Annotated in this window: 14 protein-coding genes and 1 pseudogene; 11 read left to right on the top strand and 4 right to left on the bottom strand. The window is 47.8% G+C overall.

From position 1 onward, the window contains the following. Positions 1–3 precede the first annotated feature (3 nt). The 4 genes and pseudogenes from nasC (at position 4) to AB3N00_RS13575 (ending at position 7668) form a co-directional block, all read left to right on the top strand. Positions 4–2163, top strand: a complete 2160-nt coding sequence (gene nasC, locus AB3N00_RS13590; RefSeq protein WP_413034994.1) for an assimilatory nitrate reductase catalytic subunit NasC — start codon at positions 4–6, stop codon at positions 2161–2163. 522 nt (positions 2164–2685) lie between these two features. Then, on the top strand, positions 2686–5385 hold the full coding sequence (locus AB3N00_RS13585) for a glycoside hydrolase family 3 C-terminal domain-containing protein (RefSeq protein WP_413034993.1): 2700 nt from the start codon (positions 2686–2688) through the stop codon (positions 5383–5385). Between the two features lie 71 nt (positions 5386–5456). Further along, positions 5457–6995 carry a glycoside hydrolase family 30 protein gene (locus AB3N00_RS13580; RefSeq protein WP_413034992.1) on the top strand — a complete coding sequence of 513 codons (1539 nt, stop codon included), beginning with the start codon at positions 5457–5459 and terminating at the stop codon, positions 6993–6995. Positions 6996–7234: 239 nt separating this feature from the next. After that, a pseudogene (locus AB3N00_RS13575) lies at positions 7235–7668 on the top strand (acetyltransferase). Between the two features lie 58 nt (positions 7669–7726). On the opposite strand, the gene AB3N00_RS13570 reads toward AB3N00_RS13575, so the two are convergent. The 3 genes from AB3N00_RS13570 to AB3N00_RS13560 form a co-directional block, all read right to left on the bottom strand. Beyond that, complete coding sequence (locus AB3N00_RS13570) at positions 7727–8515, bottom strand: formate/nitrite transporter family protein (RefSeq protein WP_095361044.1); 789 nt, start codon at positions 8513–8515, stop codon at positions 7727–7729. A gap of 140 nt (positions 8516–8655) precedes the next feature. After that, a complete protein-coding gene (locus tag AB3N00_RS13565) occupies positions 8656–9066 on the bottom strand; it encodes a hypothetical protein (RefSeq protein ID WP_413034991.1) in 411 nt (136 codons plus the stop codon). Positions 9067–9222: 156 nt separating this feature from the next. Next, positions 9223–9441, bottom strand: coding sequence for a hypothetical protein (locus AB3N00_RS13560; protein WP_413034990.1), 219 nt, complete (start codon positions 9439–9441; stop codon positions 9223–9225). Positions 9442–9897: 456 nt separating this feature from the next. On the opposite strand from AB3N00_RS13560, the gene AB3N00_RS13555 reads away from it, so the two are divergent. From AB3N00_RS13555 to AB3N00_RS13540, 4 genes are all read left to right on the top strand, one after another. Continuing rightward, entirely contained in the window at positions 9898–13083 is a 3186-nt protein-coding gene (locus tag AB3N00_RS13555) for an S-layer homology domain-containing protein (RefSeq protein WP_413034989.1), read from the top strand. 15 nt (positions 13084–13098) lie between these two features. Further along, on the top strand, positions 13099–16641 hold the full coding sequence (locus AB3N00_RS13550) for an S-layer homology domain-containing protein (RefSeq protein WP_413034988.1): 3543 nt from the start codon (positions 13099–13101) through the stop codon (positions 16639–16641). Positions 16642–16751: 110 nt separating this feature from the next. Further along, positions 16752–17483 carry a hypothetical protein gene (locus tag AB3N00_RS13545; RefSeq protein WP_413034987.1) on the top strand — a complete coding sequence of 244 codons (732 nt, stop codon included), beginning with the start codon at positions 16752–16754 and terminating at the stop codon, positions 17481–17483. A 69-nt stretch (positions 17484–17552) separates the two neighbouring features. Then, positions 17553–18035: an SMI1/KNR4 family protein gene (locus tag AB3N00_RS13540; protein WP_413034986.1), complete on the top strand. Its 483-nt coding sequence runs from the start codon at positions 17553–17555 to the stop codon at positions 18033–18035. On the opposite strand, the gene AB3N00_RS13535 is transcribed toward AB3N00_RS13540, so the two are convergent. Then, positions 18028–19068 carry a PocR ligand-binding domain-containing protein gene (locus AB3N00_RS13535; protein WP_413034985.1) on the bottom strand — a complete coding sequence of 347 codons (1041 nt, stop codon included), beginning with the start codon at positions 19066–19068 and terminating at the stop codon, positions 18028–18030. The two genes, AB3N00_RS13540 and AB3N00_RS13535, sit on opposite strands and share 8 nt — an antisense overlap. 310 nt (positions 19069–19378) lie before the next feature. On the opposite strand from AB3N00_RS13535, the gene AB3N00_RS13530 reads away from it, so the two are divergent. The 3 genes from AB3N00_RS13530 (at position 19379) to AB3N00_RS13520 (ending at position 24804) form a co-directional block, all read left to right on the top strand. After that, entirely contained in the window at positions 19379–20518 is a 1140-nt protein-coding gene (locus AB3N00_RS13530) for a glycerol dehydrogenase (protein WP_413034984.1), read from the top strand. Then, on the top strand, positions 20518–22287 hold the full coding sequence (gene dhaK, locus AB3N00_RS13525) for a dihydroxyacetone kinase subunit DhaK (protein ID WP_413034983.1): 1770 nt from the start codon (positions 20518–20520) through the stop codon (positions 22285–22287). Before AB3N00_RS13530 ends, dhaK begins: the two co-directional genes overlap by 1 nt. Before the next feature lie 390 nt (positions 22288–22677). Further along, positions 22678–24804, top strand: a complete 2127-nt coding sequence (locus AB3N00_RS13520) for an alpha/beta hydrolase family protein (protein ID WP_413034982.1) — start codon at positions 22678–22680, stop codon at positions 24802–24804. Positions 24805–24903: the final 99 nt, after the last annotated feature.

The following is a 24903-nucleotide window of genomic DNA, read 5'->3' as shown; positions in this document are numbered from 1 at the left end:
GAAATGAAATCGTCAGCTGAGTACGGTTCGGCTGCTTCGAAGCTGTATGTACGGGAGACACAATGTCCTTATTGCAGCGTGCAGTGCAAAATGACCGTCGAAGAAGTTGCTGGACCAATTGCTGGTGAGCGCCGTGCCATGTACACGGTTGAAGGCGTACCGAATGAGGCTTCACAGGGAAGATTGTGTGTCAAAGGCATGAATGCGCATCAACATGCACTCAGTGGACAGCGACTCCTGCAGCCACTCATTCGTCGGGATGGTGAGCTGGTACCGTGTTCATGGCCTGAAGCCATTCAGCTGATTACGAAACGCTTTGCCAGCCTTCGAGATCGATACGGAGCAGATACAATTGGAGTATATGGTGGAGGTTCTCTGACCAATGAGACGGCCTACTTGCTTGGTAAATTTGCAAGAGTTGCTTTAGGCACACGATACATTGATTATAATGGACGGTTCTGTATGTCTGCCGCCGCATCTGCCGGAAGTAAAGTGTTCGGTATGGACCGCGGATTGACGTTTCGATTGTCCGATATCCCGCGGGCTCAATGTATTGTGCTCGCAGGGACCAACGTGGCGGAGTGCCAGCCAACCCTGCTGCCATATTTCAATCAGGCGAAGGAGAACGGGGCTTACATTATTGTTATTGATCCACGCAAGACGGCCACTGCAGCGATGGCTGATCTTCATTTGCAGGTCAAGCCGGGAATGGATGCACTGCTTGCGAACATCATGCTGAAAATAATTATGGAAGCCGGACTGGTGAACGAGCAGTTTATCGGGGCCAGAACCCATGGGTACGAGGATTTGCAGAATGCACTGAGTAAGATTGATCTGGAAGATGCCGCAGTACAATGCGGGGTGGACTTGTCTCTGATCCGCCAGGCTGCAATGGCCTATGGTCAGGCTGAGACAGGCATGATAATGACTGCACGTGGAGTGGAGCAGCAAACGGATGGACATCTCGCTGTCCGGCATTTTCTTAATTTGGTATTGGCAACCGGGAAAATCGGCAAGCCAGGCTGCGGCTACGGCGCAATCACTGGACAGGGAAACGGACAGGGCGGAAGAGAGCATGGACAGAAGGCGGATCAGCTGCCGGGATATCGCTCCATAGAGAATGAGCAGGACCGTGCATATGTAGCAGCAGTCTGGGGAGTGGAGCCTGAAAGCTTGCCGGGAAAAGGCGTATCCGCCTACGAAATGATGGAAAGGGTCCATGAGCAGGAGATTCGTTCCCTGCTTGTGATGGGCTCCAATCCGGTCGTATCCAATCCCAATGTACGTTTGGTAGAAGAGGGACTCCGCAAGCTGGAGTTTCTGGTCGTGGCAGATATGTTTCTGTCCGAAACGGCAAAAATGGCCGATGTGGTACTCCCGGTCACGGCTTATCTGGAGAACGAAGGTACGCTGACCAATCTGGAGGGCCGGGTTCTTTTGCGTGAACAGGGCAGACCGGCACCGGGAGAAGCACGCCATGATTGGGATATTCTATGCTCCATTGCTGACGGACTCGGCAAAGCTCCCTATTTTCAATATGGTTGTGCAGAGGAGATCTTTAACGAACTGAGAATGGCAAGCCGGGGCGGGATTGCTGATTACTACGGAATGACCTATGAACGTCTGCGAAGGGAAAAAGGGATCTATTGGCCCTGCTCTTCTCTGGAAGATGCGGGGGAAGGTCTGCTGTTCGGTGAGCGGTTCGCTCATGATGACGGCAAGGCTGCGTTTACAAGCGAATTGAGCCCAGGTTGGCAAGATGTATCCCGCGAATTCCCTCTGATTCTGACCAATGGCCGTGTGCTTCCGCACTATCTTACCGGCGTGCAGACCCACCGCAGTCCAACTCTGGAAGCCCGTGAATTGGAGAATTTCGTTGAACTCCATCCGGCTACGGCTGCTCGTAATCGAATTATGGATGGTGAGTGGGTAGAGATTCAATCTGTACATGGCAGCTTTAATGTTCGTGCCCGCATCAAGGAAAATATTCGGGAAGATACGCTGTTTGTACCGATGCACTGGGGTGGTATTCAGAACGTCAATCGGGCGACCAGACCCGATCTGGACCCGTACTGCCGTATGCCAGGCTTCAAGACGGCTGCTGTAACGATTCGTCCAATGCGTTTGAAATCGGAAAATCCCATGAGATATGAACGGAGTTAGTGGAGAAATAGCAGCCGGAGTACCTGTTAAAAGGGACTTCGGTTGCTTTTTATTTTCCGGGTGGAATGGAAGTGTACAGTGCATCCGGTTTCAAATAGACTTTGGGCCCAGAGAATCGAGAGGGTTTCCTTATTCTGATAATTAATAGAATAAATTGTTAAGGAGGACGTGGGACATATCGACTGTTTTTAAAAGTGAATGTTTTGTATAATTTACGTTACAAAAATGTAATTGATTCGTTTTCATATATTGTTATCCGAATTCATCTGGACATAATGCCTAAGAACTAGTTCACTTCATTCGGCCCTTTTGCCAAATTTAGGGGGATGCAATCTGCCAGCAGGTCAGCTATCGTAAGGAAGCGAAATTGCTCGCTCGCTAATTGAGCTGTACTTTCGCAGTGATGTGCAGGGCTGCCTGAATGCTTGAAGGGCTGGGACAAGCCAGTTTGCATTCCCTTGTATACATGTATTCAATGTGCATACGAGAAAAATGATCAAGAGAGAAGGAGAGCTTACAAACATGAACAGAAGACTCAACCTGATTTTCCTCAAACGATGGTTTATGCTGTTAATCATCGTGGCGGTTGCGGCGATGCCGCTACACGCCTTTGCCGCAGAAGCGGAATCCGGGGCAGATCGCCCATGGATGAACAAGTCCTTATCTGCGGAGGAACGTACCGAACTGCTGCTCAAAGCAATGACGCTGGAGGAGAAAGTCGGATTCGTTACCGGTAAAGTAAATAACTATTATGGTTTCTATAATGATGGATTGGAGCGCCTCGGCATTCCGGCATTACAGATGGCAGATGGACCTGCAGGGGTACGTGTGGCTAACCCGGATGTTCAGGACAAAAAGTCCACAGCACTGCCTGCACCAATTGCGCTGGCAGCATCCTGGGATACTGATCTTGCCAAGCAATACGGCGATCTGATCGGGAAGGAAGCCCATGACACAACACATAATGTAGTACTGGGCCCTGGTCTGGATATCGCACGTACCCCGTGGGGTTCCCGTAACTTCGAATCCCTGGGTGAAGATCCGCTGCTGGCTTCCGGCATGGGTGCAGCGTATGTCAACGGGATTCAAAGCAACCCGGTGATTGCAACGGCGAAACACTACATCTTGAACAATCAGGAAACAGAGCGTTTCACCACCAATGCTACAGCCAGTGAGCGTGCCATTCAGGAAGTCTATGCACGTCCATTCCAAGCCATGGTTGAAAAAGCGGATCTCGGTTCCGCGATGTGTTCATTTAACCAGGTGAACGGTACATATGCTTGTGAGAACAAGGAGATGCTGACCGATGTCCTCAAGGACCAGTTCGGCTTCGAAGGGTTCGTCATGAGTGACTACGGTGCCAACTTCAGTACAGTGGAATCCGCGAACGCGGGTCTCGATCTTGAAACACCGGGTGAACCATATGGCAAATGGGGAAGCAAGCTGCTTGAAGCCGTAAACAAAGGTGAAGTCAGCGAACAAACCATTGATGAAAAGGTCAGACGGATTTTGCTTCAAATGTTCGAGAAAGGGCTGTTCGACAACCCTGTAACCAATACACAAATCAATGCGAAGGCAGATGGGGCTAAAGCACGTGAGTTTGCGGAAGAGAGCATGGTTCTCTTGCAAAATAATGACAACATGCTGCCACTGTCGAGCAAAAATCTGAAGTCCATTGCAGTAATCGGACCCGATGCGGATACCGCATCCGCAGCCGGTGGTGGTAGCAGTCTTGTTAATCCGACCTATACGGTGAGCCCGCTTGAAGGGATTCGTAACCGTGCAGGAAACGGTGTAGATGTGCAATATGCTGCCGGAACCGATCCGATCTCGGCAGGAGATGCGTTTAACGGACCGTCCGCGGTACCATCCACGCTCTTGTCTCCAGCGGGTGCTAACGAAAGTGGTTCAGACAATGCGAAAAACGGATTGCGTGCCGAATACTGGACAAACAAAGATATGGAAGGCAATCCTTCTCTGGTTCGTACAGATAATCAGGTCAACATGAATCTTGGATTTTACAACTATGAAGGCTTCAATGCACAGTCATCCAAGCTTCCAACGACGCCTACGGAGTTCAATGGCAAAATGTCCGCCCGCTGGACAGGTTCCATTAAGGCACCGAAAACAGGTGATTACAAACTGTCTCTAACCAGTCTGGGTTCTGCTAAATTGTACGTGGATGACCAGCTGCTGGTAGACAATCAAGGTACGACACTGAGCACTACAAAGAAAGAAATTACACTTAAAGAAGGCGAGTCTCACAACATTCGGATTGAATATCGTACAGATTTCCCGGTACAATCCAGTAATGACATGGGAGCCCAAGTTCGTTTCGGCTGGGAAGCTCCTGAAGATGCTGTGGATGCCAAAATGCAAAAAGCAGTCGATCTGGCAAAAAAATCAGATGTCGCGGTTGTTGTGACACGTACGTATGACAGTGAAGGTTATGTAGACCGTTCCGATCTGGAACTGCCAAATAACCAGGAGCAGCTGATTCGCGAGGTAGCGGCAGCCAATCCAAAAACGATCGTTGTACAAATGAGTGGTCGCGCCGTTGAAATGGACTCCTGGCAGAAAGAAGTACCATCCATCGTTCAGGCTTGGTATGCAGGTCAGGAACAAGGTAACGCTGTGGCACGTGTTCTGTTCGGTGATGTGAATCCATCCGGTAAATTGCCGGTGACGTTCCCATCTGACGATTCACAAACACCGGTATCCACTGCGGAACAATTCCCGGGTGTGAATGGTGTGGGTAGTTACTCCGAGGGTATCTTTGTAGGCTACAAAGGATATGACAAAGAAGGCATGACACCGGCGTACGCATTTGGACACGGATTGTCCTACACAAACTTTAACTACCGCAATCTGCATGTGAAAAATACAGGAAAAGGGGACAACGCAACGGTAGAAGTATCCCTGAACCTGCGCAACACGGGTAAAGTATCCGGTGCAGAAGTGGTACAGGTTTATGTAGGCAACCTGCCAACCAAAGTGGAAACTCCGGAAAAACAACTCGCTGGCTGGGCCAAGGTCGATCTGAAAGCTGGCAAGCAGCAGCGCGTCAACATTAAACTCGATCGCAGCGCACTGTCCTACTGGGATGAAAAGTCGAATGAATGGGTAATGCCTAAAGGTAAAGTATCTGTTTATGTCGGTAGTGCATCAGATGACATTCGTCTGACAGGCAGCGTGAATATCGGAAGTAAGTCCGGTAAATAAAAGGAAGAAGCAAAAAGTCGTGGCCGAATGGCCGCGGCTTTTTCCACACTTGGAGAGGAGCGTGACATGAGATGAGCTCGCGATGGAGTGAGAAGAAAACAGGATGGATTATCCTGTTGCTCGCTGTATGCATTGTAGCTGGCTTCGGCGGATGGTGGATGACAAACCGCACCGAAGAGGACGCGATCCCGCCACCATTAGAGAAGAAACCAGCAACAGCTGAAGTATGGCTGACAACCGGAGATCAGCAGCATTTGCTGGAACCGCAGCAGCCGCTCCCCTGGATTACATCGGAAGCGAATGATTCCGATTCCGAAGTAGATTACACCATAACCATTGATCCGTCCCAAACGTATCAGACCATGGATGGGTTCGGTGCTGCCATGACAGGTTCATCCACCCATCTAATCAACCAGCTTCCGCCAGAGCAAAGAGAACAATTGCTGAAGGAGTTGTATACAACAGAAGGCTTGAATTTGGATATGGTGCGTCATACCATTGGTGCCTCCGATTATTCGGTGGATGCATCCGGTCAGCCTTCAAGTTATACGTATAATGATATCGAATCCGGTACCGATTATGATATGAATCATTTTTCGATCGACAAAGACCAGGAAGTTGTGGATATGTTGGGACAGATCGTTGGATTAAAGCCGGGTATCAAGGTTATGGGCACACCCTGGACCGCTCCAGCCTGGATGAAATATGGCGAGAAGACAACGAATGGCTGGTATTTGGATTACAGCAATCCTCAGGTGTATGAAGCGTACGCACGCTATTTCGTAAAGTATATCCAAGCCTATCAGGCCCAAGGTATTCCAGTCTATGGAATGACCTTGCAGAACGAACCGGAGTTCACCACGCCCAACTATCCGAGCATGAGTATGGGAGCCGCAGAACAGGCCATGTTTATCCGTGATTATCTTGGGCCGGCCATGCAAGAGGCAGGACTGGATACACGAATCATTGCGTATGATCATAATTGGGATCAGGCTGTAGAATATATAAGCAGTGTGCTTGGCGACGAAGCGGCTGCACAATATACGGATGGCTCAGCCTTCCATTGTTATGAAGGGGATCCAGCCTCCATGTCGGAAGTGCATGATCGCTTTCCGGATAAAAATATCTATTTTACCGAATGCAGCGGTGGGGAATGGAGTCCTGATTTTGGCGAAAATCTAAGCTGGCAGATGTCCAATCTGATGATCGGTGCTCCGCGAAACTGGGCCAAAAGCATACTGCTCTGGAATATCGCGCTCGATCCGCAAGGCGGACCTACGAATGGTGGCTGTGCGAACTGCCGGGGAGTGGTGACGATCAATCCGGAGAATGGGGACGTGACCCGCAATGTGGAGTATTATGCGCTTGGTCATGTTAGTCGTTATGTACGTCCGGGAGCCTTAAGAGTGGAGTCTACCCAAGAATCGGAGGAACTGAAAAACGTAGCTTTTCGCAATCCGGATGGAACCATGGTGCTGGTTGCGGCTAACACGGGGAACGAAGATGCTGCCTTTCATGTCGTCATGGAAGGAAAGACGTTTCAATACACTCTGCCATCTCAATCTGCAGTCACGTTTCGTTGGAAGCCGGAGATCGCCGCGAATAGCTGAGAGAGGATAAACGAACGATAGATTAACTCGATCTGAGATCCAATTCTGCCTTCAGGCGTTTCGCATTATTCGATTATATTCTATTGCTCCCGGCGACATATGGAAAGGAAGAAACGCTCTGATCTACCAACGTATAGACGAATTGATTGAGTGGGATCTAATATATTTTTGAAAGACGTGTAGTTGGATTTAAGTATAATGCTCATATAATAGTCTTTATCTGGGAGGGGAAAGTTAAGATGAGGATCATACCGTACCGGGAGCAGAATCATGCCAAGCTGGTTTCCATCTGGGAACGTGCTGTAAGGGCGACCCATACGTTTCTGGCCGAAAAGGATATCGTTTTCTATAGGAGTGTGGTGAGCGAAGCCTTGGCAGACATGGAAATATGGGAAGCGGTGGACTCAGCGGATGAGCCGAATGGTTTTATTGGATGGACGGCAAGCACATTGAGATGTTATTCGTGGACGGGGACAAGCATGGACAAGGTCTCGGACGGATGCTAATTACGCATGTCATTTATCTTAAGGGTAATGATCTCAAAGTGGATGTGAATGAGCAAAATGAGGGAGCTGTCCGGTTTTATGCCCGAATGGGATTTGTGCAGACCGGAAGATCGGAACTGGATGGTTCAGGCAATCCTTTTCCCCTATTACATCTGGAGTTGAAATAGGAAACCCCCGCAGCCAACATCTTGAAATGAGTGGTCGCGGGGGATTTTGCTATACGAATTAATGTGTTTCATCATCAAGGAATGGTTTGTTCACCGCATAATACATGAAGCCCATCAACAGCACGCCTCCCACCAAATTGCCGAGGGTTACCGGAACCAGGTTATGGATGACTCCGCCAAACGAAATCGTTCCCGGATGGTTCAACACAAGCGCAATCGCGAACGTACACATATTGGCTACGCTGTGCTCATACCCCGAGATGAAAAAGCAGAAGACAAAGAGCATCATGGCAAACATTTTGGCCCCGTTCTCCTTCATGAACATCGGCACGAAGAACGCAAGGCATACGAGCCAGTTACACAAAATTCCCCGGAAAAAGAGCTGCATCGCCGGAGCCTCCATCTTGTGCTCCACCACACTTAGCAGAAACCCGTTGACCTGAGATGAGTCAAATAACCCTGTCAGATAGATTAATAGAGCAAAGACCGCAGCGCCCATCAGGTTTCCGCTGTAACTGGCAATCCACAGCTTCACCACTTCGAACCAGCGCAGCTTCTTCCTGAGTGCAGCGTACGTGTAATAAAACGTATTCCCGGTGAAGAGGTCACCCCCGCCGTAGGCAATCAGGATAATGGCTGCTCCAAACGTAAGTGCTGCCATGGGGTATGTAAATGGGGACTGCTCCATATAAAAGAAATTTCCTGTCTTAAACGCCACGATTACCCCAAATCCGATAAACATGCTGGCCAGCATGGAGCGTGCAAGGTACCGGATCAAGCTTTGTTTGTAGATCTTGTGCTTCTTTAAGGCTAGTTGTTCAACGTTGCGTAAACCTTCGGTCTCCATAATTCGCCTCCGTTTCCCGGTGTAATGCTTACATTATAACGAAAATTTGGAAGAAGGGTGGTATGAGTTTAACTACCACGGCAACAGTTTAGCTAAACAACCACTTCAATAATGTGTATCCCCAAAACGATAATCGTTATTTATTTCACTGGGAAAGGATACATGCAGGAACTGAGAATTTCGGCTTTTAGTTCTTCTGTACGTTCGTGTGGAGCTAATTCTTCCTCGTAGGAACGTTCAAGCTTGGCTCGCATAAATGCCTCTGCATGTGCATTCGGGCGGGAGTGGAAGTCTTTGGCGTACTCTGCAAAGGCATTCGCATCCCGCACCTTTTCCAATACGCTGTTCAGCAGTGGGCTACCCGCGTAGAGCAGAGAGTCGGTCTCTTCGCATTCAAATTTAAGGAACATGATTGCCTTCTGTAATGCATTAATCTCACCTTGGGTCAGGTAGACAGGCTTTACGGCGTGTTCTCCGGATTCTGCATTGGACTGATCTGTGTTCTCATAAGCTTCATGTTCTCGGGAAGAAGGATCATCATGTTTATTCATTGGCTATCACTTCCTTGATTCAATTGTAGTACCCGCTTCGCGGAAGAGCCAAAATCGAGCCTGTAATTTTTCTTCCCCGCTGAAAGCATCAAAATCAGGCTGTTCATTGTTATTGAATTCATATCAGACATAGCCGATCGTTCACCTCCTGAAGAACTAGGATTGGGACGGAAGCTGAATGGGGCGAGCAGCTAGCGCTTCTTCTACAATCTGCTCAGGCGTCAGGTCTCGATTATCCCAAAAAATCAAATTACTGATCTCCGCATGAGGGACCTGCAGCTGCAGCTCAGTTAGTATGTCATCCAGTTCCGCTTCGGTCCCTTCGGCATTCATCAGCCTGCGAACCCAATCTACCAATTGTGAATGGTCAGACATAAACAACACCTCCTGAATAATTCCTATTATTCCTTAACTAGACTTACACAGTTCAACGCCTGCGTACAACCCCGTTTTCCATAATTATCTTCTATTTTCCAAGAGGATGATTGCATAAACTTACAAATCTCGCCAAGTTCATTTCATTATAACGAATTCTACGACAGAGACACGTTATTTTCAAAAAGAAATCGACGTGAATTTTGAGGTGAATACATTTTATAAAAGTACATATTATTTGCATTATTACGATACTTATTTGCACTTAATTCACTAGAGTTTTCTGAGTTTTTTGTATGCGTTGGCCTAAATCAATGTTAACAGAAGTAATCGTCGAATCATCATTAATAATCTCCTTTTAAATGGTTATTTTGTTAATCATTTTGTTCAGAATCCGTTCAGAGTTCCTTGCTAGTATATGGGTCGAAAAGGAAGTTTTTTGGGGAGGAACGGACAATGAATCACGACTGGAAAAAGATGCTGCTTACCGTCACGGTCATCGGAATGCTGTGGGGGAATCAGAACGTCAATGCAGCAGAAGACCAAACAGGAGGAGCAAACCAAATAACGTCTGTTTTTACAGATGAAACCGATATTCGTTCCACTTCTCTGCAAGCCGTGCAAGAGGCAGTAAAGCAAGGTTTAATCTCGGGCTATCCGGATGGCTCATTCCATCCACGCCAGTATTTGACCCGGAGAGAGATGGCTGTATTGCTGGCCAAAGCATCACAGTTACCCCTTGAAGAATCAATGGATGCTGGCCTTAAAAGCACAGACTGGGCAGCTCCTTATATAAATGCTATTCGTAAAGCGGGCTGGATGACTGGCGATACTTTGGGGAATTTTCGGGCGAATGATCCAATTCGCCGGGAAGAGCTTGCTTCCATATTGGTAAGAGTTACGGGCACACAAGGAATCAAGGGAGGTCAGCAACAGACGATCTCAGATGAATCCCTGGTGAGTAATTGGGCCAAAGAACAGGTGCAGACTGCACTAAAGCTCGGTTTACTGGAATCCAATAAAGGCAGATTCGAATCCCAGGCTTTGGTTGAACGGCAAGATATTGCGGAGATCCTGGTGGATGTGTTTCAGGCAGGGGAGCGGACCGCTTCCTTAACCGAATTGGATGGAGATATTGCATATATCGATGGGCGCCCTTTTGTAATTGGGGAGGAACTGTTAGGCATTTTGAATGAAGGAAACAAAGAAGCATTACAGAATGCTGTGGTTACTTATGATTCACGCACACGGAATCTATCCTCTTTATCGGAAATCCAAATTAAACAGGCGGGTACAGCTGCTCATCCCATGACTTTGGATCTGAAGGGTTCGTCCTATTCGGGTGTAATTTCTGTCTCGGCAGATCATGTGATTTTGAAAGCTGATATCTTGTCCCAAGTTGTTTTGAAATCTGGAGCAAGTGCATTAACCATCGAAGGTGATGTTGATGAAGTAACTGTCGATACCACCGACAAAGTAACGGTTCAGGGAAGTGGAATGTGGAAACAGATTGTACTGAAAGACGTGAAATCGTTAATTCAATTACCTGCGAGTGTGAAGACAGAGAAAGTAATCCTTCCAGAGGGCGGAGTACTATCACAGATCATTCGCAATGCGCCTTCGACAACGGAACCATCCACGTCTACAGGGACAAGCACTTCAAATTCAGGTTCAGGTTCATCAGGACCATCAACACCAGACCCAACGCCGACACCGACACCGGAGCCAACACCAGACCCAACGCCGACGCCGACACCGGAGCCAACACCAGACCCAACGCCGACACCGACACCGGAGCCAACACCAGACCCAACACCAGACCCAACACCGGCGCCGATACCGGAACCAACACCAGACCCAACACCGACGCCGACACCGGAGCCAACACCAGACCCAACGCCTGCTCCGGAAGATCATCCTCCAGTAGCTTCAAGTGTTCTGATCTCCGGCAGCAAGCTGGAAGCTGGGGAGACTCTTTCGGGAAGTTACACCTATGATGATCAGGACGAAGATGTGGAAGGTGAAACGACTTTTAAGTGGTATAGGGTGGATAACGACGGTGTCAGCAATCAAACTTTGATTATTGGTGCTAATGAGAAGGACTATACGCTGACAGCCGAAGACAGTGGACATAAAATTATTTTCGAAGTTACGCCTACAGATAACAAAGGCGTGCATGGTTTGCCAACAACCACAGTCACAGATATCGATATTTCCGATCCTGCACCTCTGATCACAGGCCTTTCGGCAAAAACGCCGGAACAGCAATCTTATTTTAATGCTCCGTATACTCCAAGATCGGATGACAAAGACATCGCTACAGCAGTTTTGTGGAGAACAAGTTCTGATGGTTTGAACTATCAGTCCCCGGTTTATGAGTTCCAGTCGACAGACTACCGCCTGGGCAATACGATCTCAATGGACGGTAACTATAAACTTGTCGTAACAGATAAGGGTGGAAACGAGACAACCGCATATTTCACCATAGACCGAATGATTCCAGCGGTTACCGAGGTTGTTCAATCGCAGAATTACGGAAATGATCCTTCTGTGTATGATTCTGGTGACGTTATTAAGGCCAAATTCAACAACTACATTAAAAAGTTTGATTCGTATGACGAAATGTCTGGGACTGGCAATGCCGCCGAGGCTAAGGGGCTAACTATGGCAGCGCTTGAAGCGGCCGCGCAGCAATCCGGGCACAGCTTCGGAGAAGGAGCGCAATTAACAGCTACTTCTTACATTCCGGTCAATCCACTTTATGGGAATGAGTTTGAAATTACGCTTGGTGAAAATGCTAACCTCCCGATTACAGGATTTGAGCTTGAGCTGGATGCAGCAGATATTTATACTCCATCCAAAACACAAGCGCCAGGTGATACAGTCTCCGTAGCCATTCCTGCTCTGGAACAGATCAACCATGCTCCGGTCGTTAACGAGGCTTGGACTGCGCCTGAGTTTACGGTAGGTGAAGCTGGCAACCTGAGTCTAACCGGGCTGTTTACAGATGAGGATGCAGATGATGTACTCACTTATTCGATTGAAAACTTGACTCCAGCGATTGCGACAGTTCCGGAAGATTCGGGAGATTTGTTGACCATTACCCCGATTGCAGCAGGTACAGCGGAATTTAAGATTACCGCTAGCGATGGAAAGTCGCAGAAGGAAACGGCAATTCAAGTTACGGTGAAGCCGGCAGTTGAGCAGGCAGCTCCTTTTATTTCAGAGATGGTTTGGGGAAGCGATGAGGATATTCAAGCAATCGAGCTTTATAATCCAACGGATTCACCAATCTCACATGTAAGACTGACGATAGGAGGGGATGAAATTGTTTTGGACGAATCCTTTTCAATCCCTGCACACGGGGGGCGTGTAATTGCTGACTGGAATAGTGGCTTAGAATCGAACATAGAGGCAGAAGTATACTATGCTGTTACCGACATGAATTTTGATCCTGACGGAACGGAGCCGCTTGAGGTTGTTTTTTTCATAAATGGAATTCCACTGGATTCCTCAACGTTGTACCCACAACAAACCATGCGCAGAAAAGCAGGCATCACAAGAGGTGCCGCCGCTTATCAAGAGTCGGAATGGGATATTTACCCTGTAGATACCATGGACGGACTTGGAAGTTACGAATAAGGAGAGGAATTATCAATGGACAAGTCAGCAAGCATAAAATATTTCTTGGCCGCGGTCTTAATGACCGCGTCCGTTTCTCCTTTTTCGACGGTCAGTTATGCGGCTACGAGTCAGACACTGAGCGATTTGGCAAAAGTCTCTTCGGATCGGCAGGTTGAAATCAAACAGGCGGTGCAGCAAGGACTGCTGGTGGGTGACCCGGATGGCAAGTTTCGACCGTATGACAGTATTACCCGGCAGGATATGGCCGTAATTTTGACTAGAGCACTTCAGCTGCCGACAGTTAATGCCACAACATCAGAATTCTCGGACGTAAAACAAACCAATTGGGCCGCTTCTTCTATTGCAGCGGTACAGCAGGCCGGTTTAATGACCGGCAGCAACCAGGGCCAGTTCCGCCCTAAAGCTGCCATAACGTATCAGGAATTAGCTGTAGTGTTAAGCCGGGCCGTTCAGTGGAAAGCATCCGGAGAAGAAAATCAATTGAATAACGGTAAATTGGAATCGGCTGCGCCATGGGCTTGGGATGCCCTGAACCTTTCACTTGCAGAAGGTGTTTTTAGCGAATCGGAGATATTGAATGCCGATCAACCGGTGCAAAGACAGGTACTTGCAGGTATTTTGTTAAATTCCTTTTTCCCGGAAGATCGTGCAGCAACGCTGCAGCGAATTAACAATGGAAGCGTACAAATCAACGGCATTACCTATTCGCTTTCCAATCGGGTGAAAAGCCTCCTTGATCCTAGCAATGCGAAAGTGCTGGATGGTGCGAAAATCAAATTTCTAGCCGAAGGCCGGACTATCAGCAGCATAACTTCGCTTGAAATTACTGCAACCGGTTCTGCACCTAAGGATGGACAAGCTGAGTTTAGCGGAAACCTTGTGCTGGATGGCAGTGGGGCAACGCTGGATGGAGATCTGAAAATTTCTGGCGATTATATTTCTGTTTCAAATTTAGAGGTACATGGTGACTTTGAGATTTCTTCAAAACTTTCTCACGATTTTTCCTCAAAGGATTTGAACGTAACTGGACAAACGAGGGTTTATGGCGGAGACAGCAATACCGTTGTCTTTGAGGATGCCTATCTTGGCCAGGTGGAAGTGAACAAGCAGGACGTGCACGTCGAAGCGACAGGCAGCACCACGATCGATAAAATGTCCCTCCATTCGGATGCATCGCTTACCTTCGGCGATTCTGCTTCAGTTGAACAAGTTAGCCTTCAGGATGGGGCTGCAAACGTCGCACTATCGGGAAACATTGGCACACTAGAGCTGGAAGGAAGCCAAAACGTTACCCTTGCCGGGAACGCCAATATTAATGAAGTTCAGGTCAACGGCTCGGGTGACGTTTCGATTAACCTCACAGGCAGCATTCAGCAGCTGAAGGTTAATAATTCAGATGCCACAGTAGCTGTAGGGGACAGTACTAAGGTTGAAAGTGTTTCTTTAGGTACAAACGTATTGGCGTCTGCTGTAAGTGGGGTAACTCCAGCATCGGAAACGCCGTCAGCTCCAGCGTCATCAACGCCAGCACCCACAGTCAACCAGGCACCAGTAGCAACTCGTGTTTTGGAGGACCAAACTATCACGATCTCAGATGGAGTTATTGTCGATGTAACAGGACTATTTAGTGATCCGGACAACGATAAGCTTACCATTGGCGCACAAACCTCGAATAGAAATGTGGTTAAGACAACATTGAGCGGCAACAGCTTAACCCTTACCGCTGTCGCTGAAGGTAGTGCAGTAGTAACGCTTCGTGCCAGCGATGGAAAAGGACATCTGGCAAGCACCTCTTTTAATGTCACTGTAGTGGAGGCTCCTGCTACACCAGTACCGGATCCAACACCGACGCCAGATCCAACGCCGACACCAGATCCAACGCCGACACCAGATCCAACGCCGACACCAGATCCAACGCCGACACCAGATCCAACACCGGCACCGGATCCAACACCGACGCCAGATCCAACACCGACACCAGATCCAACACCGGCACCGGATCCAACACCGACGCCAGATCCAACACCGACGCCAGATCCAACGCCGACGCCAGATCCAACACCGGCACCGGATCCAACACCGACGCCAGATCCAACACCGGCACCGGACCCAACACCGACACCAGACCCAACGCCGACGCCAGATCCAACACCGACGCCGGATCCAACGCCGACACCGGATCCAACACCGACGCCAGATCCAACGCCGGTACCCAATCAAGATCCTGTGGGAATGGATATACCGGACCAAACTTTGGAGGTAGGAGACTCGGCAAAAGATATCGAATTGACGCAATATTTTTCGGACCCGGATCAAGATCTGTTGGCGTTTTCATCGGTAGTAACGGATGATCAAGTTGCCACCGCTGTTGTTGACGGCAGTACATTAACGATAACGCCTTTGACAGGTGGTAGTGTGGTCATTAACGTTACGGCATCAGATGCCAAGGGAGGTTCTGCTGCAAAAACCATTAATCTTACAGTCATGCCCAAAGCTCAAACTTCGAACGCTGCTCCAGAGGTAGTGGCAGCCATTCAGACCCAGTTGCTAAGTCCGGGTTATACAGATGAACGGAGTTATGATGCCTCCCAATTGTTTAGCGATCCGGAAGGCGATGCAATGACTTATTCGGCCGTTTCAAGCGATCCGGTTGCTGCTCAGGTCACTGTGGATGGCAGTACGATTACGTTGTCTCCTGGAACGGCAGGGCATGCAGGGGCGGCTGTAGTTACCATAACGGCTAATGATAGCCACGGCAATCGGACGACATATGACTTGAATGTTGTTGCCGTTTCCCTGGTTGATAATGGGTTTATTCCGGTAAATACGAAACAAGGAGTACCCAGCGTTACAGTGGACCTCAGTGCCTACTTCCCGACTGACTCGAACCTGCAGCAATATTGGGCGACACCGGCACAGACCTTAACGGGACCTACGGCCATGAACGGGAAAGTTTGGAATGCTTCTCCAATGAACATGGATTACTGGATTGTTGGAGCTAACTATAAAGCGGTATTAATTCGGGTTTCAGTATTGGCTCAGACCAATTCTAACGCTTTCTTCAGCCAGTATATTGACGGAGGAGATCACAACAAAACGATTCAAATCATGAATCCTTATTTCGGCACAAGTCAAAAGTTCGTAGGCTTCTCGCTTGAAGTCAAGCATTACAATCCGGCAACGAACCAAACAACCAGTGAAACCTATAAAATATTTGATGGCGTACCTTTGGACCAAATAAAGGATCTGAATTACGTTAATTCTATAGACCATGCATTTTATGATTTTTTTGATCTCATCCCAACTTCCTATTACAATAGTGAACTTATTCTGAATGTTCCGGGTTCTAAATTGACGGCCATCATCCTGAAGAAAGACGGTCAAATCATGGATGTCCTGGGAGATCCGAATGGTCAATCGGAAATTCTGTCGAGTGGCGGAACGATTATTCGCAAGAGCGCGGTCCACAGCTCCTCACTCACATATAACTTGCCGGGCGAGTGGAATCTTTATCCAAAAGGAACTTATCAATATTACAACCAGCAAACGCCTTAATTGGCTTATGAATCATCTATTGCAGCCCCCATCTTGGGGGCTGCTTATTTATCTTTGGTTAAAAAGACTTAATCTAAAAAACTAGATGGGGTTGAGCACTGTTATTAATAGTGAGATACGAAATTCAATTTCTATTTATAGTAAAGAAAGGTTTGATCATGAGGATGTGGTTCATACCCAAACTATTAAGTGCAGTGTTAATTGCTTTATCTGGTTCCTTTTCGGTTCCGAATCAAGATCAAACGGTGTTGGCTGAGATCAAAGAAAATCATCACGAGATTACATTGAACACATCAACCCAACCTGTTCAAGGAATGTACTCTGGGATTACCGTCTCGTGGAATAACCGAACGAAATCTTTTCCGTGGGAAAACATTAGTGAACCAGCCTTTTACCCAGAGGTCGCAACGGGCAATATCGATGGTAAAGGTCAGGACGAAGCAATTATTATTCTTACCACAGGGAAGGGCTCTGGGACGCGGGCTTCAGCCGTTCATGTCTTAAAGGATGATTGGACTGAAATTCCCGTTGGGGACGCGGTAACCAAGGCTAAAAATGCGTTGTATTCCATGTATAAGGAGCACACAGCAACTGTTGAATATACGTTAAATATTGCAGGTAATGAGTATGCCTATTCCTATCCTATTGAAGACGCAGGAATGTGGTTTGAGCAGGCAGTTGTGGGCAATATTCTGAGGTATCGTGTTCAGGAAAACAAGCTGATTGCTGAGATGCCGGTGCAAGTTTCTCCGGGTACATTTACAGGTTCGATTGAAGTTGAATTCAGGGAGCACAACGGTACCTTGGTTCCCGCCGAAGTCATTTACGTTGAAAACCTGTGATGAGCACACTATTTTCTCACATCCATACTATTTAACTGGCTTTATCTCAATTATAGAGGAGGAATTTCAGTGGAATTGAAGGGATTGGAGCAAGTTCGTGATTTGTTGGATCAGGCTTACCAGACGAATATGGGGAGAAGCTGCATTCCGGAATCGGAGCAGGCTATCGCTGATTTTGAGCAAAAGTATGACGTAAGGCTCCCCGCTCAATACCGGGATCTCTTGCTTGAATATGGGGCATGCAACTTCGGTGGTCCTGCTCTGTATTCAGTTAAAGAATTGGACTGGGCCTACCCCGCATTTGTGGAAGCGTACCGTGAGTACGAGAAGGAATATGACCTGCCTGAAAATCTGAACCCGTTCCCGATTGGCGGCTTTGGTGAAGGGAGCATTGCCTTTCTGGAACGGAATTCGGGTAAAGTCCTGATGCTTATCCACGATTATTCAGGAGAAATCCCTCTTCAGGAGGTAGCGAAGCATTTTAATGGATTGATGGAAATTCTGGCTGAGTCTGCGATCTGGGTTCAGGAACAGATGAATGAGTTCAGGTGACAGATTGCTCTTGAATGTATTTGCGATATAGGGCTGGTGTGATTTCTTCGAATTTCTTGAAAATTTTAATAAAATATCCCGATTCATTAAAACCCAGCTCATCACTGATCTGTGATATCGGCATGTCGGTAACCTCCAGCAATTGTTTGGCCCACTTAATTTTGAGCTTGGCCAGATAAGTCGTAAAATTTTCCCCTGTCTCTTTGGAGAACAGTCTGCTGAAATAACTTGGACTAAGGTGGCACAGTTCTGCCATTTGTTTCAGTGTGACCTGCTCACTCTTGTGGCTGTGAATGTATTCAAAAGCTGGCTGCAGTGCCGGACTGGTACATGCATTGTCGCTGGGGCTGCTTTTGAGATAGGCATCCGCAATGGCATTGGTCATCTCTTTTTTGATGGATTCGATGTTCCTGATGGAATAGCCAGGCAGAATCGTGGACAGATTGACGGATTCCTGAGACCCCGAAGCTTTTTCAAACATCTCCACGAGCAAATTCTTGTTGAGTGCTTCCTCTACAATATAATTACATAATAGGGACAGCATATTCGAGATTTTAACGATCTCTTCGTAGGTCATTATCGGCAATTGATCATAATCATCCTGTAATTCCTGTAGCTTGGCTTCATGCAGGGGTACGTTTTTGGAAGAAACGATCTGCTCCAAATCACTGCCTTTGGTCGGATCGGCCAGTTTAACCTGCCCTGCCAAGACGGCACCAATGTACTTGCCATCAATCGTGATGGGAATGGCGATATCAATAATATTGAAATGACACAAGTATACATAGGGTTCATTCAACCGAACCGCTTCCAGGCCGCCCCGCGAATCACATTTTTGGCAGTAGGGAAGCAGTTCGGGATCTTTGCGTACATTTTGGCAAAATGCCTGACAGCTGCTGTGGCTGGTCACCGGAATGCCTTTGTAGTCGACCGTCAGGATGGCAAGTTTGGTTACGGTGGCGAGCGAATCCTGTAGACGCTTCCATTTATTTAGGTCGAGAATTTTATTGATGTGCAAATATTCTTTAATCATTGGGTGGAACCTCCATATGAACCTGACTGCCGGCTCTGAGCCGTAAAAAGTTAGCAATTTATACATATTAAAATGATGGTCGAACGGGTAATGTAAGATCATGTCAACCTTCAACGGTCCAATGACAATAAGATACCATGAATTCAGCAAAAAGCAAAAAATTACGATTGTAAATTATAATAATTTGTTATCAAAGTCCACTGTTTCGCGAGCATCCTTGATATATATTTAGATTAATTGTGAGCAATTAAAATTTGATGCATTATCACCAAACACCATACTAACTACGCTATAGGAGGCATATATCATTATGAGAAAAGCATTTATCAGCCCGACCAAATACGTACAAGGCGAAGATGAATTGTTGAACCTCGGTTACTTTGTGAAATCCTTTGGAGATTCCGCATTGTTGATTGCACATCCGGATGATGTACAGCGGGTAAAAGCGAAGCTTGATGCAACAGCTGAGAAATTCAATATTACTTTTGTTGAAAGCGGTTTTAGAGGGGAATGCTCCCGTCAGGAAGTTGCTCGTCTGCAGGAAATTGCGAAGGAAAAAGGATGTACGTGCACGATTGGTCTTGGTGGTGGTAAAGCCATCGACGCAGCCAAATGCGTAGCGGAAGGTGAAGCATTGATCATTTGTCCGACGATTGCAGCGACAGATGCTCCTACTAGTCACTCGGCGGTATTGTACACACCGGAAGGCGCTTTTGATGACTACGCTTATTTCAAACAAAGCCCAAGTGTCGTTCTCGTGGACACAACGGTAATCGCCAACGCACCAACACGTTTCCTCGTATCCGGTATGGGAGATGCGCTCTCTACATACTTCGAAGCAAGAGCAACAGCGAAATCCTATTCTCGTGTAAATGCGAGTCTACCAATGGGTTCCCGCGAAGGGTATACTCCATCTGCTGTTGGCACGAATGCAGCACTAGCCCTGGCAAAATTGTGTTATGAAATGCTGCTGACTGACGGAGCAAAAGCAAAAGTAGCCAGCGACAGCAACGTCGTAACTCAAGCGCTGGAAAACATCGTTGAGACCAACATTCTGTTGTCGGGTCTTGGATTTGAAAGTGGCGGTCTGGCCGCAGCACATGCAATTCACAACGGATTGACTGTTCTGGAGGGTACACACCACTTCTTCCATGGTGAAAAAGTATCATTCGGTACGATTGCACAGCTCGTCCTTGAAAATGCACCAACTGAAGAGCTGCATGAAGTCATGGACTTCTGCCTCGCCGTGGGACTGCCTGTAAGCTTGGCGGATATCGGTGTAGATACCATTACGCAAGAAGAGCTGCTCAAAGTGGCTGAGATCGCTTGTATTCCGGAGGAATCCATTCACGCCATGCCGTTTCCAATCACCGTACCTGAAGTGGCTGCTGCCATTGCAGCGGCTGACCGTATGGGACGAGAATACAAGGCACGCCGGGAGGCAAAATAATGAAGAAAATCATCAATCAGGCTGAAAATGTCGTGATGGAAATGTGCAACGGGATTGCGCTGGCGCACCCGGAGCTGGAGTTTTTGAAAAAGTATAAAGTCATCAAACGCAGAGAGATTAATGCTGACAAAGTCAGCCTCATCAGCGGCGGCGGTAGTGGTCATGAACCGGCTCATGCAGGTTATGTAGGGAAAGGCATGCTGGATGCTGCGGTATGTGGAGATGTATTCGCATCTCCTTCCCAGATCCAGGTGTACCAGGCAATTAAGGCAACGGCCAGCAGCAAAGGCACACTCTTGATCATCAAGAACTACAGTGGTGACATGATGAACTTCAAGAACGCTGCACATCTGGCGGAAGAAGACGGTATCGACGTACAGTATGTACGGGTTGAGGATGACATTGCGGTACAAGACAGCCTGTATACGGTTGGACGCCGCGGCGTTGCGGGAACGGTACTGGTTCACAAGATTGCCGGAGCTGCAGCTGAAGAAGGCCGCAGTCTGGCAGAAGTGAAGTCCGTTGCTGAAAAAGCAGCTCAGAACGTACGAAGCATCGGATTCGGATTTACGTCCTGCACCGTGCCTGCCAAAGGTACACCAACATTCGAAATTGCGGACGATGAGATGGAGTTCGGCGTGGGAATCCATGGTGAGCCGGGCATTCGCCGTGAGAAGATCGTTTCTGCCGATGAGTTGGCGGGCCGCATGGTTGAAGCACTGCTTGCCGATATGAAACTGGATGGTGACGCATCCGCCGAGATTGCGGTCCTGGTGAATGGTTTTGGGGCAACTCCGCTTCAGGAATTATATCTGCTCAACAATTCAGTTCAGCGTGAGCTTGCAGGCCAGTCGGGTCTTCATGTAGCCACGACTTTTGTTGGGAATTACATGACCAGCATCGATATGGCCGGCGCATCCCTGACAATCCTGAAGCTGGATGATGAGCTGAAGTCCCTGTTGTTCAAGGAAAGTGATACACCGGCGTTCAAAGTATCCGGTCCTCCAGTAGCGCAAGCAGCTTATTCCGAAGCTCTTGAAGCTGTAGTCAATGAAGATGCACCGGTTTCCTATGAAGTGGAGACACCTGCAACGTCTGCGGTAATCAACAACAACCAATTCTCTCTGGATAACATCGTCTATCTGATCGATAAGATGGGTGAGATCATTATCAAGAACGAGGTGCCGTTCTGTGAGCTGGATTCTCATGCAGGCGATGGTGACTTCGGCATGAGTGTGGCGAAGGGCTTCCGTCAGCTGAAACGCGAATGGAACCATATCATCAGCGAAGAGAAGAAGGACATCGGTTCATTCCTGGATGCCTGCTCACTCGTAATTATGGAGTATTGCGGCGGTGCCTCCGGTCCGATCTGGGGTTCGGCATTCCGCGCAGCCGGCAAGGCAGTAGGTAATAAACAGCAGCTGAGTGTTGCTGATTTTGCCGAGATGATGCAAGCAGCGGTGCAGGGCATTCAATCCACGGGTGAGCGCTCCTTCGGACGCGGCGCGGTTGTAGGTGACAAAACTTTGATCGACGCACTCGTTCCGTGTGCAGATTCCTGGACACAAAGTGCAAGCTCTGGTGATGACTTCAAAACAGCGTTTGCCAAAGGAGCGGAAGCTGCAGTTGAAGGCGCGAAAAAAACTGAAGATATCGTGGCACGCATGGGCCGCGCGGGCACGGTTGGGGATCGCAGTCTGGGATATCCTGACGCCGGTGCCTATGCACTCGGGGTTATTTTCACAGAACTCTCCGAGTCGATGAAATAGATACAGCACAAGCAAAAACTAGATGGAATAGATAAAAAGATAATTACAGCTAAAGCAAAAGCTAAACACTATACGCAGCAAGCGACACAGGTAATGACGCCGGATGTCCGGCGTCTTTATGTGTGCCTTTTTTAACCATACTTAAGTCTATTTTTACATGTGTAAAGTTACATTATCAGAGATTCAGGATCATAGGCCCGTCCGTTTACATCAGCATTTTGCATAATTCGATTCCGCTCGCTCCGGGGTGCAATATATAGACGAATAGGACCATTTCGATCTATATATTGAAGACTGGAAGTCGCTTATTGGATTTATGCAAAATGCTCACTTACATGATTAACATTTCATATCGATAAAGGAGTTATTATGAGAGCAGTCACATCATTCTTGAAAAAACCGCAGGGGTTGCTGGTTTTATCACTCGTCTTGGTCATCTTCGGCAGCTTGTTTGCCGGAATGTTCAACACATCTTTTTATTCCGTTAAAGTTAAAGAAATTAAATTCGAGGCCGATCACGGTACCTTGTCGGGGTTGCTGTACATGCCTAAAGGCGCGGGTGCTGATGACAAACGACCTGTCATTATTACGACCCATGGTTATTTGAACACCAAGGAAATGCAGGATGCACCAGCAATTGAAATGTCGAGACGCGGTTATATTGTGCTCGCACTGGACATGTATGATCACGGAGATTCACGCTGGAGTGGAGAATTTTCGGTTGAGGATCGGTTCAGTACATTTTGGATATACTCTCAGTTTGACGCAGCAAAGTATATCTATGAACAGGACTTCACCAAAAAAGATGACCAAGGCAACGCGTATGTAGCCGTCAGCGGTCATTCCATGGGTGGATTCTCTACCTTGTTATCCATGTACATGGACGAAATGAGTGCCCTGCAAACTGGATATCGCATGATTCATGCGGGGATCTCTGTTGGATCAGACTACTCTTATGCAGCTGCAGTTGCACCGCAGGATCAGCTTCAGGCAGCCTATGGCAGCCGGACAGTGGGCATGATCGCAGGTCAATACGACGAGTTTTTCTTCAACAAATCCGATGAAGAGAAAACGGATGAGGAGAAAAAAGTACAAGGCACGGTAACGCGCAAAGACTTCGCAGCAACAGCTTCGGGTAAAGCCTTCCTGGGACTTGCACCAGATGCGGCAAGAGGGGAGACAGGCAAGTTTATCCCGGTAGAATCGGGTGACTTGACCGTGGAAGGTACGGTTGTACGACCATCCCAAACAGGTGAACATATTATGTTTACACCGAATCAGACACACCCATGGAATCATTTCTCCGGGACAACAACAGGACATCTGATCGACTTCTATGCGCATGCATTCGAAGGCGTAACTTCTCCAAATCAGACCCATGTGAATCTGGATTCCGGCAATCAGATCTGGTGGGCGAAGGAAGCCTTCAATTTCGTGGCTCTCATCGGTTTCTTCCTGATGATCGTTCCATTGGTTACGTTAATGCTTAGACTGCCGTTCTTGCGTAACGCCATCAGCGGCGAGATTGCAACGGTATCCGCTGCAGTTGGTGGTGTACAGAAGACGATCTATTGGATCGCCATCGCTTTCAGCACCCTGATCCCGGCAATTTTGTTCCCGACTCTGATGGACAAAGAATCAAACGGATTGAATGTGCTTCGTATCATTGCCCTCATTCTACTGATTGTGAGTGTGCTTGGGGCTATTGTTGGATTCATTATGTCTAGCAGTAAGAAAAATGATTACAAAACTAGTGGACGACTGAAAAATATGGCCGTGGGCAGCGTGCTTCTGGCGGTTGTATCTCTGGTCATGTGGCTTATATTCAATTACTCGGATAACATTGTGGCTACAAGTTCGTACTTCAATGAACCAACAACAAACCAGATCGTGTACTGGGCTCTGGTATCGGCGCTAATTATGATTCTAGTAACATTTGCCTTCCATTACTTCTCCAAAAAAGATGCAGGCACTCGTTTCAGCGATTATGGCATTAGCCTGAATATCGTAACGATTATTGCCAGTCTGGTCACTGCGGTTCTTGCTGTTGTGATTGGTTACACTCTGCTGTTTGTCGTGCAGGCGATCTTCGGAACGGATTTCCGGATCTGGACGTTTGCCGTACGGACGTTCGAGAGTGATCATTTCATTACTGCCTTGCGTTATGTACCGTTTTTCCTGGTGTACTTCTTCGTAAGTACCGTTGCACTGAACGCCAATACACGCGGGAAACGAGGAGGCATGTTCCTGTCCATCGTGTTGAACGTTGGCGGACTGGTTCTCTGGATGGCCCTTCAATATGGATTGGATTTCACCACAGGTGTAGCCATGTACCCTGGGCAAGCGTTGAATGCGATTCTGCTGTTCGCACTGATTCCGTGCCTTGTCATTGCAGCTGTATATGCACGCAAATTGTTTGAGAAAACCAATAACGTGTGGGTTGCCGCCCTGGTGAATACGTTCCTGTTCACGATGATTACGGTGGCGAATACAGTTCTCTTCTGGAATATGGTTTAATCGAAACAGCTATAAAATGAACGGGGGGATTACACATCTAATCGATGATAACACCAGAGAACTCCTCGGACAGAAAATCTTCCGATCACTGTTATCCCT

The organism is Paenibacillus xylanilyticus (assembly GCF_047246825.1).
Lineage (GTDB): Bacteria > Bacillota > Bacilli > Paenibacillales > Paenibacillaceae > Paenibacillus > Paenibacillus xylanilyticus_B.
This window is presented reverse-complemented; position numbering and strand designations above follow the sequence as displayed.